Below are 15,189 nucleotides of genomic sequence, written 5' to 3'. Positions count from 1 at the left end.
ATTCGCGTTTTGCCGTGCGTCTTGGGTGCTAGAATGCCAGATTATCTATCCGCCAGCCAGGCGCACGTGCCGCGGCTGCATTCTTGCCGACGATGACACGCAGCAAACACAGCAAAGCTCCAGCGCAAGAGGTGGCCGCCATCGATTTCCCCGTGGTGGCCATCGGCGCGTCGGCCGGTGGTCTCGACCCGATTATCGCTTTCCTGACCCATGTACCGCCGGAGAGCGGCATCGCCTATGTGGTGATCCAGCACCTCGATCCCACGCAAAAAGCCATGTTGCCGGAACTGCTGCAGCGCGCCACCAGCATTCCCGTCACGGAAATCACGCAACGTGCCGCACTGCAGCCGAACCATATCTATGTGATTCCGTCCAATGCGGACCTGGGCCTGTCCAAGGGACACTTTGTGCTCAGCGAGCCGCTGCAGCTGCGCGGACACCGCCTGCCCATCAATGCTTTCTTCGAAAGCCTGGCGGCCGAGCTGGGCGAACTGGCCGTGGGCGTGATTCTGTCCGGCATGGGCAGCGACGGCACGCGCGGCATGCAAGCCATCAAGCAGGCCGGTGGCCTGACCCTGGCCCAGCATCCCGATACGGCCAAGTTCGACATGATGCCGCAAAGCGCGATTTCCGCCGAGGCGGTGGACCTCGTCGATTTTCCCGACAAGATGCCGGAAAAGATCGTCAGTTACCTGTTTCGCAGCAGCTTCCTGGCGTTGCCGGGCAAGGTGCCGAGCGGACGCAATGCCTTGCAGGAAATTGTCGCCTTGCTGTCCGAACATACGGGCAACAGCTTCTCGGACTACAAGATCAATACGGTGCTGCGCCGCATCGAGCGCCGCATGAGCTTGTACCAGATGACGTCGATGGAAGAGTACATTCCCTATCTGCGCAACAATCCTGCGGAGATCGACCTGCTGTTCAAGGAATTGCTGATCGGCGTGACGAATTTTTTCCGCGATGCGAAGGTGTGGGAATATCTGAAGATGGTGGTCTTGCCGCAAATGCTGGCGGCCCACCCGGACGGGCGCGCCTTCAAGGCCTGGATACCGGCCTGTTCCACGGGAGAGGAAGCCTATTCGCTGGCCATGGTGTTCCATGAAGTGGTGGCCAGCAGCAACCCGCCATCGAAATACAGCCTGCAGATTTTTGCCACCGACCTGTCGGCCGACGCCATCGACCGCGCGCGCCAGGGCCGTTTTCCATCAACGATCAGCAGCGAAGTGTCGACAGAGCGCCTGGAACGGTTTTTCATGCAGGACAAGAACGACTACCTGGTCAGGAAAGAGATCCGCAACATGATCATCTTTGCCCAGCAAAATATCATTTCCGATCCACCGTTCACCAAGCTCGATATCCTGTGCTGCCGCAATCTGTTGATTTATCTCAATGCCAAGTTGCAACAGCGTTTGATTCCCCTGTTTCATTACGCCTTGAACCGTGATGGCGTTTTACTGTTGGGCAGCGCCGACACGCCCGGTCATTTTTCCGAGCTGTTCGCGCCACTGACCACATCGACCCGGCTGTACCGGCGCCTCGACAACCTGGCGCGCCAGCGCTTGCTGACGTACTTTCCCACGAAGGTATCGTCGGCCACTCCTCCTACCCCCAGCGACACGAGAGACGTCAGCATGCCCGGAAAAATCCAGTCCCATGTCGAGCAATTATTGCTCCAGAAATATTCGCCTGCGGCCGTGCTGCTGAACCAGGAAGGGGACATCCTGTACATCAACGGCCGCACGGGCGCCTTCCTGGAACCGGCGGCAGGCAAGGCCAACTGGAATATTCACGCGATGGCGCGCGAAGGCTTGCGCTACGAGCTGGCGGGCCTGATCACGCAGGCGCTGCAGAGCGACAGCCTGGTACGCCTGACGGGCCTGGTGTTCAAGGATCAGGCAGGACAGGCGCAGGGCGTGGACCTGACGGCGGAAGCCTTGCGCCAGCCCGAAGCGCTCTGCGGCATGGTCTTCGTCACGTTTGCCAGCGTGCCGCTGGCGGCGACGCCGCGCCGGAGCCGCTCGTCGAGCCCCAAGATGCTGGAGCTGGAGCAGCAACTGATCCAGGCGCGCAATGAAATCCAGGCCGTGCGCGACGAAATGCAGACCTCGCGCGAAGAACTGAAATCGGCCAACGAGGAATTGCAGTCGACCAATGAAGAACTGCAATCGGCGAACGAAGAGCTGACGACGTCGAAGGAAGAAATGCAGTCGCTCAATGAGGAGTTGTACACCGTCAATGCCGAGCTGCAATCGAAGGTCGATGATTTGTCGCTGGTCAACAGCGACATGAAAAACCTGCTCAACAGCACGGACATCGCCACCATCTTCCTCGACAGCGAGCTGCGTATCCGCCGCTTCACGGCGCCGGCCACGCAAATCTACAAGCTGATCCAGACAGACTTGCGCCGCCCGCTCAGCGACATCGTCAACGACCTGGCCTACCCGAACCTGGAAGCGGACGCACTGGAAGTGATCCGCAGCCTGGTGTTTTGCGAGCGGCAAGTGGAAACCAAGACGGGACGCTGGTACAACGTGCGCATCATGCCGTACCGCACGATCGAGAATGTGATCGATGGCGTGGTGGTGACCTTCATCAACATTACGGAATCGAAACTGCTGGAAGCCCAGTTGCGCCAGATCCAGTCCGGCGCCGCGGCAGACGGGAAAGCGGGAGAGAGCGCGTCATGAGCGAACCATTCGACGACGGGGGCGGGCCGGCCAGGTTGCGAGAGCAGGCCGAGCAATTGGCGGCGCAGCAGCGCCAGTCCGTAGCGCCGCCGCAGTCGAATGAAGAGGTGATGCGCCAGCTGCATGAATTGCAGGTCAGCCAGATCGAGCTGGAAATGCAGAGTGCGGCCCTGGCCGAGCTGGAACAGCTGAAGAATGAGTTTGAAAGCAGCCGTGACCGTTATGCGCAACTGTATGAACAGGCGCCCGTCAGCTATTTTTCGCTGGCGCGCGAGGGCGTCATCACGCGTGTCAACGTGGCGGCCTGCGGCTTGTTGCAGCGCGACAAGAACCAGCTGCTGGGGCGGCGTTTCGAGCAATTCGTCGCGCCGCATGCGCAGGGCGGCTTCCGCCGCTTCCTCGATGCCGTCTTTGCCAGCGGCGCGCGCCAGGTGCTCGAGGCAAAACTGTTCGAAGGCGAAGCGGGCGGCATGGGCGGCATGGTGCGCATCGAGGCCAATGTCGACGCGGCCAGTGCCACGGCGCGCATGCTGGTGACGGACCTGGGCGACGAGCATGCGCGCGAATCGGCCTTGCGGCGCGCCTTCGTCATCCTCGACAGCATCCGCGAAGGCGTGCTGGTGACGGACAGCGGCAACCGCATCATTTCCGTCAATCCCGCCTTCACCACCATCACCGGCTACCAGGCGGAGGAAGCCATCGGGCGCGATCCGTCCTTCCTCGGCGGCGGCACGCATTTGCCGCATTTTTATGCAGCCATGTGGCGCAGCCTGCACCAGGATGGCAGCTGGTATGGCGAACTGGTGAACCGGCGCAAGAATGGCGAGCGCTTCGTCGAATCGCTGTCGATCACGCCCATGCGCAGCCCGGACGGCGGCATCAGCCACTTTGTCGGCGTGTTTTCCGACATCACGGAGCGCAAGCTGGCCGAAGCGGACTTGCGCGAACTGCACCGCGAACTGGATCAGCGCGTCATCGACCGCACGGCCGAATTGCTGCGCGCCAACCAGCATCTGCAGCTGGAAGTGCAGCAGCGCGAGCGGGCACAGGAAGCCTTGCGCGATGCCGAGCGCTTCTTTCACGCCACCATCGATTCGCTGACGGACCGGGTGCTGGTGCTGGACCAGGCGGGCAGCCTCGTGCATGCCAACCAGGCGTGTCTGGCCTTCGTCGGGCAAACGCCACGGCCGCTGCAGTACCTGGAATTCTGCGAGACGGACCCGCGCTGGCAGCGCAGCGCCGGGCGCGAGCTGTCCGCCGGCATTCGCGCCGTGATTGCGGGCACGGCCGACACGTTTGCGCTCGAGTATGAATTTGCCACGCGCTCAGGCCCCCGCTGGTCGCAGGCCAGGATTAGCCGTTTCCTCGGTGAAGGGCCGCTGCGCGTGGTGGTGGCGCACACGGACATTACCGAGCGCAAGCTGATGGATGGCGCGTTGCGCCAGTCGCATGCGCAGCTGCGCCAGCTGGCGCTGCATCTGGAAACGGCCAAGGAAGACGAGCGCAAGCGCATTTCGCGCGATATCCACGATGAACTGGGGCAAAACCTGCTGGCGCTGCGCATCGATATTTCCATGCTCAGCGCGCGCACGGAAGGTTCCCATCCGCGCTTGCACCGCCGCGTTGGCGCCGTGCTCAGCAATGTCGACACCACCATCAAGAGCGTGCGCGGCATCATGAACGAGCTGCGCCCGATGGCGCTGGACCTGGGCTTGCAGGCCGCTATCGAATGGCAGGTGGGTGACTTCCGCAAACGCAGCGGCGTCGTTTGCCGCCTGCTGATACGCGACGAGGCCCTGTTTGCCGCCATCGGCAGCCAGGTCGAGATCGTGCTGTTCCGCATCGTGCAGGAAGCGCTCAGCAACGTCATGCGCCATGCCCAGGCCAGCCAGGCCGAGATCGAGCTCAGTTCGGATGCCTGCGCCGTGTATGTTGTCATCAGCGACAACGGCATCGGCATCACGCCGCAGCAGCAGCGCAAGAAGCAGTGCTTTGGCCTGATCGGCATTACCGAACGCGTGACGGCGCTGGGCGGCCACTTCGAGGTGGGCATGCCGGCCGCAGGCGCCGGTTGCCGTTTGTCCTTGCAGATTCCCTTGCCGGGAGCGGGGCGACCGGCCGCCTGATACAGAAATTGCAATGGGTTAATTTTTGCCGACTCAGGCCCCTGTGACAGGCTATACTTTCGCCTGCTATTTATGGAGGGGCATATCTTGTTCAAAACAATCGTTTTACCAGTCGCCTTGTTGGGCGCGTTCGCCGGCGCACACGCCGACGAAGGGCAGTGGCAACCACACCAGCTGCCACAGCTGAAAGCTGACCTGAAACGGGTCGGCATCGAAATACCTGCGGAAAAACTGGCCGACCTGAGCAAGCATCCGATGAGCGCCATCGTGTCGCTCGGCGGTTGCTCGGCTGCTTTCGTCTCCGACGCGGGCCTGGTGGTGACGAACCACCACTGCGCGTATGGCGCCGTGCAGCGCAATTCCACGCCGGAACACAATTACATCACCAACGGTTTCCTGGCCAAGACGCGCGCTAGCGAGCTGCCGGGCGGTCCGAACAGCCTCGTGTATGTGACCGACAAGGTGGAGAACGTCAGCGAGCGCGTGCTGAAAGGCTTGACGGCCGACATGACGGGCCGCGCGCGCCACGAAGCGGTGGAAAAGCGCGTCAAGGACTTGATCGCCGAATGCGAAACGGACAAGATGTACCGCTGCTCCGTGCCCGCCTTCCACCGTGGCCTCGAGTACTACCGCATCCGCCAGATGATGATACGCGACGTGCGCCTGGTGTACGCGCCATCGGACAAGATCGGCAACTTCGGCGGCGACATCGATAACTACGAATGGCCGCGCCACACGGGCGACTACTCGTTCCTGCGCGCCTACGTGGGCAAGGACGGCCGTCCGGCCGACCCGTCGCCCGACAACGTGCCGTACAAATCGAAGGACTTCCTGGTGGTCTCGGCCGAAGGCTTGAAGGCCGGCGACGGCATCTTGCTGGCGGGCTACCCCGGCCGCACCAGCCGCTACAAGCTGCCGGCGGAAATCCGTTTTGCACGCGACACGGCTTTCCCATTGAAAGTATCGGAACTGCAAGCGGACCTGGCCGTGATGGCCGACGCCACCCATGGCGACGCGGCCGCTGCCGTGCGCTACGCGAGCGTGGTGAAAAGCATCAACAACGTGCTGAAGAAAACCCAGGGCTTGCTCGACGGTTTTGCGCGCAAGGACATCGCCGCCATCAAGGACGTGCAGGATGCCGAATTCCGCGCCTGGTACGCGAAGCAGCCGAATGTGTCGGCTACCCTGCTGGCGGAACTGGACGCGGCGATCGCCAGCGACATGGCCCTCAGCGAAGAAGAGTTCGCCTGGTCGGTGGCCACCAACAGCGATTTGCTGAAAAGCGCGCGCACCCTCTACCGTTTGTCGCTGGAGCGCCAGAAAGCGGACGCCGAGCGCGAATCGGGCTTCCAGCAGCGCGACCTGGCCTTCATCAAGGCCCGTCTGGCTCGCCTGGAACAGTCGTACGTCAACCAGGTCGACCAGGCGCGTTTTGCAGCGGGCCTGAAGCGTTACGCGCAACTGGCCGCGAAGAGCCATCCGCAAGGCCTGGACGCGCTGCTGCCGGCGCCAGCGGCCGTGGCGGCCCTGTACCAGCAGACGCAACTGGCTGACACGGCCAAGCGCCTGGCCTGGCTGGAAAAGGACCAGGCTGCCGTGGCCCGGTCTGACGACGCCTTCATGCAGCTGGCTGTCAAGTTGCAGCCAGTGGAACTGGCGCTGGAAGAGCGCCGCAAGGAAATCGACGGCAACCTGGAACGCGTGATTCCGCAATACATGCAAGCCGTGATTGCCTGGAAAAAGTCGCAAGGCAAGCCGGTGTATCCTGATGCCAACTCGACCCTGCGCGTGACCTACGGCACGGTATCGCCGTACTCGCCGCGCGACGGGCTGACCAAGGGCCCGTTCACCACCGTGGAAGGCATCGTCGAGAAAGTCACCGGCAAAGCCCCGTTCGAAGCGCCGCAAGGCTTGATTGATGCCGTCAAGCAAAAACGCTACGGCCAGTTCCGCGACCCCGTGCTGGGCACGGTGCCCGTCAACTTTTTGACCAGCGCGGACACCACGGGCGGCAATTCCGGCTCGGCCGTGATGAACAAGCGTGGCGAACTGATCGGCCTGAACTTCGATTCGACGTATGAATCGATCACCAAGGACTGGTACTTCGACACGGCCATCACGCGCGCCATCCACCTCGACATCCGCTACATGCTGTGGGTGATGCAGGAAGTGGACCATGCGGATAACTTGCTGCAGGAAATGACGATCAAGTATCCGAAGCCAGTAAAAGCAGCGAAGAAGTAACTATTTCCAGCTGAGCTGAAAGCCGCATCCGCCCTAGGGCCGATGCGGCTTTTTTACGTATGGGCAACTAGTTTGAGTTCCATCAATATGCCAGCGTTCACCATGGTTAGCATGGGCCAGGGGAACAAGTTTGAAGGGGGCGATATGGATGATGGCGAGCTGGCAGCCGATCTGGCGCGCCTTTTCGGAGCGGGCTGGAGAACCCAGGACAGCCGCTTGCTGCGCATGGATTTTCCGCACGACGATGGTCCGCCCGATACCGCGCTGCTGGTCAACAGTTTGCGGGCACATGAGGAAATGTCACGCGACTTCCGCTTCGACGTCGAACTGCTGTCCGACAATCTCCACGTTCCCCTGACAGCGATGATGGGACGCATGGTCACGATTTCGATGGTGCGCGATGACGGCAGCTTGCGCCATTTTAATGGTTACGTCGGCGAATTTCGTTTGTTGCGCAGCGATGGCGGTTTCGCGTTCTACCAGATGGTGCTGCAACCCTGGCTGGCGTTTTCCAGGCTGCGCATGGACAACGTCTCGTTCCACGAACGCACGGTCATCGACATCAGCGAGACAACCTTCGATCATTATTTGCAGCGCGACTGGCAAAACCGGCTGCATGAGGAAAAAGCGATATTAAGCTGTGCCAACCAGCATAATGAAACCGATTACAACCATCTGCACCGGCGCTGGGAAGACCAGGGTATCCATTACTGGTATGAACATCGCGCCGACGGTCATGCGCTCTGTTTGGGCGACAATACCTGGCTGAGCGACAGCATCGATTCAGGCGACGGCGATGCCAGCGAAGCCGACGAGATGGTGTTTCGCAGCGACGCGGGCTCGCAGGAGTACGACGGCATACGCGATTGGCAGGCAATACGGAAGATCGCTTCAGGCTCGCTCACGCTGGCCAGCTTCAACTACAAGCATCCGTATGCCAGCCGCGCCAGCGGCTATGCGCTGCACCAGCAGGGCGACGTGTTTGCCCATGAACTGTATCAAAACACCGGCTATGGCTATACCGACATGGGCGATGGCGAAGCGCTGGCGCAACGCCGCCTGGAGGAGCAGAACTGCCAGGCGCAATACTTCGAAGCGGGCGGCAATCACCGCTGCGCCCAGGCCGGGCGCAGTTTCACGCTGGGCGGACACTTCAGCGGCAAGCAAGCCATGCCGGCCAGAGGTGAAGCGGCGCGCCCGGACATCGGCTCGCGCGAATACCTGATCCTGTCGGTCGATCATATCGCCAGCAACAATTACCAGGCAGGGATGGGCGCGAAGTCGCATTATGAAAACCGTTTTCGCTGCATCCGCAAGAGCATCCGCTGGTATCCGGGGCGGCAGTTCAACAGCACGCCTTGTGCCTTGCCCGGCGTGCAGACGGCGATCGTCACCGGACCGGCAGGCGAAACCATCCATACCGACGCGCTGGGCCGGGTGAAGGTGCAATTCCACTGGGACCGGCTGGGCAAGTTCGACGCGGGCAGTTCACCATGGATCCGGGTCATGACGCCATGGGCGGGCCAGGCCTTCGGCCAGATCGCGTTGCCGCGCATCGGCCAGGAAGTGCTGATCCAGTTTCTCGACGGCAATATCGACCGTCCCGTCATTGTCGGCGCGGTGTACAACGGCAAGCATGCGCCGCCGTGGAATTTGCCGGGGCAACGCGTACTGGGCGGCTGGCGCAGCGCCGAGCTGATGCCTGGCGGCGGCTACGGCGTGCGCGGCAACCAGTTGGTACTCGACGATACGCACCAGCACATCCAGGCGCAACTGAAAAGCGATCATCAGCACAGCCAATTGTCGCTCGGCTGCATCAGCCGCATCGAAGACGTCAGCGGGCGCAAGGATGCGCGTGGCGAGGGCTGGGAACTGGCGTCAGACGCCTGGGGCGTGGCGCGCGCCGGCCGCGGCATGTTGCTGACCACCGAAGCGCGCCCTGGCGCCGCCTCGCATATCAAGAGCATGGATGAGACCTTGCGCCGGTTGGCCGAGGCTGCTGAGCGGCACAAGGCGCTTGCCGCCCTGGCGCAGCATTACGGCGCGCAAGAAAGCGCCGCCCAGCAGGGCGCCGCCGCCGATGTGCTGAAAGCCCAGCATGCCGGGATCAAGGGCGGTGGCGGCAATGGCGAAAACGCATTTCCCGAATTGTCAAAGCCGCATCTGGTGCTGGCCAGTCCGGCCGGTATCGAAACGACGAGCGCGCAATCGACGCACATCGCCAGCGCCGAGCACACCGCGCTGACGACCGGGTGCGACCTGTCGCTGGCGGCCGGCGGCGGCCTGTTCGCCAGCATCGGCGCAGCGCTGCGCTTGTTCGTCCACAAGGCGGGCATGAAACTGATCGCCGCAGCTGGCCCGGTGCAGATCGCGGCGCAAACCGATGCGGTCGAAATCGTCGCCAACAAGGTTCTGGAATTGATCAGCCAGGCCGACTGGGTGAATATTCGCGGCCGCAAAGGCGTGCGCCTGCATGGCGCCGATTGCATGCTTGAAATTAGCGACAAGGTACAGTTTTTTACCGCGTCGCCGACGCTGTTCCATGGAAACCTGGAAACGCTGGCGCCCAAGAACCGGCCGCAACCAGAGCTGGAACCGCCCGTCGCGCCGGTAGCGGGGCAATTGCAGCATACGATACAGGCCCATGCGGATGGCGGCCTGTATGCCAATGTGCCGTACACGCTGTACAACGGGGAGGCCGAAGTCGAGCAAGGCTTGACCGACGAATTCGGCCGCATCCTGATCGCGCATCAGGACGGCACGCCGCGCTACCGTGTTGTCCTTGGCAATGGCGAAGAGTTTTCATTGCAGGCGAGCGCACGCTTCGACCCGAACGCGGCGCCGGACGGCGAACAGAAGCTGTCGAACCGCGGCTTGCGCGCATTCGACGACACCGCTGATGGCCGCGGGGTTCAATGACTCACGACACTGACTGGAGAGCGCCATGCCGGAATCGAGTGGCCGCATCGAAACCACCCACATCGACGAAGTCGGACGGACTGCGACGAGTTCGCTCCAGTGGCTGCTGGAAAACCGCAACCTGAAGGGCAAGGCCAGCCACCCGATCACGCACAACAACAAGCTGACGCTGTTCATTTGCGGACAGGAGGGGTTCGCCGACATCGCCGCCGAGATCGCCAAGGCTAAAAATTCCATCGACCTGTGCTGCTGGGGTTTCGATCCGGGCATGGAACTGGTGCGCGGCAACAGCGCCACCTGGCCGCGTGGCGACACGTTTGGCGACTTGCTGATCGCCGCCACACGGCGTCACGTCAGGGTGCGCCTGCTGATCTGGTATGACCGGATCGGTTCGCCAATAGCGCGCACTATGCCGGGCCATTCGCACGGCACCTCGCCATGGAAAACCGGCGGACAGCGCGCAGACGACATCAGCGCCAGAGCCAGCCTGGCGATGTTGCAGGAGGCAGTCAGGAAAAAACTTGTGTTAAGCAGTGCTTTCAGGGGCGATATCGTCCGGCCCGAGGATATCCCGATGCTGGCGCGTGAAGAATATTGCCACAGCTGGTATGCGGCCGCGTTCCATGGCTTGTTGGAGGGCCTGGAGATTCGCTTGCGGCACGGCGACAGCGCCGCGATCAGCAAGAGTATCGCGACCGAAATAAACCAGCCGCACGGCTTGACGATGGGGGAAATTGAAAAGCCCGGCATGCAATACCTGGGCACGCACCACCAGAAGCCGGTCTTGATCGATTTCTCCCACGAAAAGGGATCCAAGGCCGTCGGTTACGTGATGGGCCTGAACTCGGTGACCGATTATTGGGACACGACGGCCCATCTGCTCGACGACACGCGCCGCGAACAGGGCGGTGCCAACGAGCGGCGCGAGTGTTTGCAAGGAATGGCGGCGGACGGCGGCTTTGCCACGCTCAAGCCCTATCAGGATTATGCCTGCCGCATCGACGGTGGCAAGGCGCTCATCGCGCTCTATAACAACTTCGTGAAGGCATGGGATCGCGCGATCGACGACCGCACGCATCAGGCCGCCGGGGAATGCGTGAGTTGGTATTCGTCATGTAAAAACCCGCCGGCCCAGCTGTTGCGCGAGGCCGGGCCGGACGACTCCACCGTGCAGATCGTCTTGACCCAGCCCGAGGAACAAGACAAGACGATCAAGGAAACCTATTTTCGCGCGGTGACCCAGGCCAGCCTGGCGGCCGGCTACCTGTATGTGGAAAACCAGTATTTCCAGTATGAAGAATGGGCGCGGCATTTGCTGGCCGAGCGCAAGAAGGTGGTCGCCGCCTGGAAGGCCGGCAGTGTCAAGGCGGGCAAGAGTCTTGAAGATATGCCGGTCATGCACGTGTTCATCGTCATCCCGGTGCCCGAACGGGCGCAGATGGTGCCGCGCACCCACGACACGCTGGCTGCGCTGGGGCAGCACGATGGCATGACGGGTCAAAACAAGATGATCGATGACTACAACAAGCAGCCGAAAACCCGGCGTGTCACAGGCAGATTAGGCATCTCCACCGAGGTGGAAGTCCAGTTGCCCGACGTGGTGCGGCATTCCAACAGCATCAACAAACCCGGCGTGATGACGCTCGAGAGCGAATTCGGGCTGAAGGTATCGGTGGCCATGCTCAATGTCAGCGCGTTTGACAACGACCGCTGGCGTTACCGTGAAATCTACATCCATTCCAAATTGATGCTGGTCGACGACGTGTTCATGACCTTGGGCAGCGCCAACCTGAACCAGCGCAGCATGGCCGTCGACAGCGAAATCAATATCGCCACCATCGACCGCCGCGTGGCCCTCGATTTGCGCAAGCGGGTGTGGCGCATGCATAGCGGGGGATTGGTCGATGGAGGGGGTGGGACGAAGGGGGAGATTGTCACCGCATTCAAAGATTGGAATAATTTGATGCGAAGTAATCGCAAGAAAAAATTTGAAAAATCGGAAAATGCAATTTTGAAGAAAATGGCCGGTTTTTTGCTGCCATTGGAAGACAAACGCAGCTCCACGATACGTTTGGGGTGAGCATGAAAAAGTATAAAAACTTTCACCTTCCCCTGCCATTTTTTTTCGCGGCAGTTATCCTGAGTTTCTCTTTAGGCGCCTGCAAAATGTCGAACGACACGAAAGAAGTCTTGCCACGCAACCAAAGCCTGCCACTTTTCGATCCCCATGTCGCGGATTTTATCTGTGAAACCGAGGCAAGCAAGGTGCCGCCCATCGATGCGCAAGCTGAGGACTGGTTCCTCGAAGCGCGCGCCATGGAAGATCCTGAAATTGCCGTGGATGACCGCGATTACAAAAGAATTGTCGATCTGACGCGTCAAGCGGCGCAGCGGTTGCACTGGAAGGCGATGCTCAATCTGGCCAGCCTGTATGTGGAAGGGCGAGATCCATTGTACGGTAATGAAGATGCGGTGCAACTGGTGGAAAAGGCGATGCGGCTGGGCATACCGGCCGCCTATGACAGGATGGGGACGTATTATGCGAATAGCACTGGCGTTGACGGCGACATCACTCGCGCCTATGCATTCTGGCAAAAGGCGGCGCAGATGGGTAACCCGCAAGCGCTGGGCTTTTTAGGCGAGAAATTGACGGCTGGAGAGGATCATCCAAGTATCGGAATGTGGGGCAATATACCTGTGGCGACCAAAATGCTTGAGTGCGCGCTTGCACAAGGGTATGGCCAAGCCGCATTTGATTTGCATTATTTGTATGTGGTTTTAAGATCATCTGATGGGACCGCAAATGGGGGCGGTACCCCTGAAACAAAAGCGCGCGCCCTGAAAGTATTGCATGAGGGTGTCAAATTTGGTTGTGAAGATTGCGCTAACGCATTGCAAATAGAATTTGACCATCCCTTTGATTTAGCCAATATGTTTGCTCCGTACATCGATAAGGCTCGAGGCTTACGCTATGGAATGTTAGGTGACGCCCTCGGCTTCAACCCCAATCGCCGCTTCCCCAACCTCGATAAAATCTTGCCATTGCCACCGGCCGATCTGCCGCCCTGGGATGGCCAACGAAAGAGCCTGCTCGACGCCGCCATGGGCGTGCGCCCGCCGCCCGCTATCCCGCAGCCAAGCGCCGCGTCGCTTTCAAAAGAGCCATATTTCCTGGCCGCCGACTATGCGCTGCGCCCCACCGGCTTGCACAGCGATGCGCCGACCGCGCCATTTTCCGCATACTGGCAACCCGCCACTGGGCAGGGTGTGACAGAGCCGGCCCGGCTGCTGCGCAAAGGCGAAGAGTTCCGCCATTTCAGCGTGCTCGATGCCAATGGCAGGAGCCGTTATGGCCCCGTGACGTGGGAGCAGTGCCTGACGATACGGCACAACCATGGGGCAGTGGAACCGCGCGCGGTGCACGGCTTGCTGCGCGAGGTGGCGCGGCCCGAGCCTTTGTTGAGCTGTGCTTGCGGGCAAGCCTGTCCGGTCAGCGGCGTCTGGCAACCGTGGGTAGCGGCCGACCATTCGCTGCAGGCGACCGTCAACCAGTACTGGCGCCAGGCATGGCTGACCCAGGGCGCGCCGTTCCCGCGACCGCGCCGCGACTGGCTGCTCGATTTGCCTGACGACGAGGTGACGTGGCATTTGATGGATATGTCCCTTCCTGAAATCGGATAGGGCGGCGCACCAGGCGCGGCCCTTCCAGCAGCACAAAGCTGATGGAAAATTGATCGTCATGTAGTGCATCCAGGCTAATCGGGCATACACTATGCGCGGGATCCATGGACTTCACGCATCTAAAAAAGTGATGAAAATGATAGTTGTCAGGCTGTTTGCAATTCTCGCTACCTTGCTGGCGCTGCCTGGCCAGGCGCTCGGCGAACCGCTCAAGATTGCCACCATTCTCGGCCCGCCATGGGGATTCATGGGGAGCGACGGCCAGCCCACCGGCATGATGTACGAAATCGGCAATCGCATCGCGGAAGTTGCAGGCTTGCGCTACACCCATTCCCTTGTCCCTTATCCCAGAACCGCCGCCGATATTGAAAACGGGAGCGCCGACATGACCATACGCTTCGGCAACGATCAAATGACGCGCGGCGCCGTGCCGGCAGGCGTCGTCGTGTCCATGCCTGTCATCCTCGTGGGCCCCTCCGGCAAGAACTACAGCAAGCTGAGCGAATTGCGCGGCAAGACCGTCGGCGTGGTACGCACCAGCAAATATGTGGAGCAATTCGACACCGACAATGCGATCCAGAAGTATCCCGTCAATGACTATGTCACCATGGCAAAAATGTTGGCAATGCGACGTTTGGACGCGGGGGTGGGATCGAGTATGGGCCTGTTTTATGGCGCGTACATGGCCGGCGTGAAACCGGAAGACATAGGCGTTCCGCTCGTCCTGGGCAGCAACGATTTCATTTTGTTTGTTTCCAAGAAAACCGCAAAGCCGGAAACGACTCGGGCACTGAGAGAGGCGCTCGATAAGCTCTCGGCTAGCGGTGAGATCAAACAGATCATGAGCAAGTACAGCAAGTCCTTCAGTCTGCCACAGAGATAAACCGTCCCCTGACGCCCATGCGCGCACTGCACACATGCTGCCGTCTGCCGCGCGGGAAGTGCCACGTATAATTGCTTTTACCATTTACCGCTATTCTTTTCCGACAGGCCCCCATGCCCCAGACTCCCGATTTTCCGCCGGATTGGCACGCGTTTGAAACGGCCTATGACGTTGAAGCAAGCTGGTTCAGGCTGGCCAGCGCCTCGCTGGCGCTGCTGGGCGCGTCCGCTTTCAAGGATCAGGCATTTTCAGCCTTTGCCTTCAATGCCGTATCGTTCCCATCCCTTTCGCTGAGCTTTGACACCGATCCCGGTAACCGGCAGCGCGGAGACTACCCGCCGGACTGGTCGAACGAGTGCATGGAAGCCGACGTGCCGGAAATTGGCCAACTGTGGGAGGAGGGCCACGCAAGGATCGAAGGTGCGCTGCGCGAGCTGATCGACGCCGCCGATGACGAATTGCTCTGCGCCATCGAGGAGGGTTATCTGCACAGCCTGAGGAAAACGATGGTGCGGCTGGAAACGAGCCATGCTTTCGAGCAAATCAAGACGTGCACGCCGTTCTGGACCGTGGTCACGCAAGTCGATGCCGATACGGATGAAGAGGAGCGCCTGCTCGAGCAGGTGCGCCAAGGCCTTCTGGCGTGAGC

At 60.9% G+C, this 15,189-nt stretch carries 8 protein-coding genes; all 8 read left to right on the top strand.

Features of this window, described 5'->3' with window-relative positions; all coding sequences use genetic code 11:
- Window positions 1-92 precede the first annotated feature (92 nt).
- The 8 genes from C8C92_RS20075 to C8C92_RS20040 all read left to right on the top strand — a co-directional run bounded on the left by C8C92_RS20075 (window position 93) and on the right by C8C92_RS20040 (window position 15,187).
- The gene (locus C8C92_RS20075; RefSeq protein ID WP_116745064.1) at window positions 93-2,687 is read left to right on the top strand and encodes a chemotaxis protein CheB; all 2,595 of its coding nucleotides are present in this window, start codon (window positions 93-95) and stop codon (window positions 2,685-2,687) included.
- Complete coding sequence (locus C8C92_RS20070; RefSeq protein WP_243420298.1) at window positions 2,684-4,813, top strand: PAS domain S-box protein; 2,130 nt, start codon at window positions 2,684-2,686, stop codon at window positions 4,811-4,813. The genes C8C92_RS20075 and C8C92_RS20070 overlap by 4 nt, the downstream gene beginning before the upstream one ends.
- A gap of 87 nt (window positions 4,814-4,900) precedes the next feature.
- Window positions 4,901-7,057 carry a S46 family peptidase gene (locus C8C92_RS20065; RefSeq protein WP_347708476.1) on the top strand — a complete coding sequence of 719 codons (2,157 nt, stop codon included), beginning with the start codon at window positions 4,901-4,903 and terminating at the stop codon, window positions 7,055-7,057.
- Window positions 7,058-7,201: 144 nt separating this feature from the next.
- Entirely contained in the window at window positions 7,202-9,976 is a 2,775-nt protein-coding gene (gene tssI, locus C8C92_RS20060) for a type VI secretion system Vgr family protein (protein WP_243420297.1), read from the top strand.
- 25 nt (window positions 9,977-10,001) lie between these two features.
- Window positions 10,002-12,056, top strand: coding sequence for a phospholipase D-like domain-containing protein (locus C8C92_RS20055; RefSeq protein ID WP_116745061.1), 2,055 nt, complete (start codon window positions 10,002-10,004; stop codon window positions 12,054-12,056).
- 2 nt (window positions 12,057-12,058) lie between these two features.
- Complete coding sequence (locus C8C92_RS20050) at window positions 12,059-13,657, top strand: tetratricopeptide repeat protein (RefSeq protein ID WP_116745060.1); 1,599 nt, start codon at window positions 12,059-12,061, stop codon at window positions 13,655-13,657.
- 130 nt (window positions 13,658-13,787) lie between these two features.
- Window positions 13,788-14,540 carry a transporter substrate-binding domain-containing protein gene (locus tag C8C92_RS20045; protein WP_165829508.1) on the top strand — a complete coding sequence of 251 codons (753 nt, stop codon included), beginning with the start codon at window positions 13,788-13,790 and terminating at the stop codon, window positions 14,538-14,540.
- Between the two features lie 113 nt (window positions 14,541-14,653).
- Window positions 14,654-15,187 carry a hypothetical protein gene (locus C8C92_RS20040; protein ID WP_116745058.1) on the top strand — a complete coding sequence of 178 codons (534 nt, stop codon included), beginning with the start codon at window positions 14,654-14,656 and terminating at the stop codon, window positions 15,185-15,187.
- The last annotated feature ends 2 nt before the right edge of the window (window positions 15,188-15,189 follow it).

Origin of the sequence: Janthinobacterium sp. 78 (assembly GCF_003096775.1) — a bacterium.
Classification (GTDB): Bacteria; Pseudomonadota; Gammaproteobacteria; order Burkholderiales; family Burkholderiaceae_D; genus Janthinobacterium; species Janthinobacterium tructae.
The sequence above is the reverse complement of the archived record's forward strand: the minus strand, read 5'-3'. Positions and strand labels throughout refer to the sequence as shown.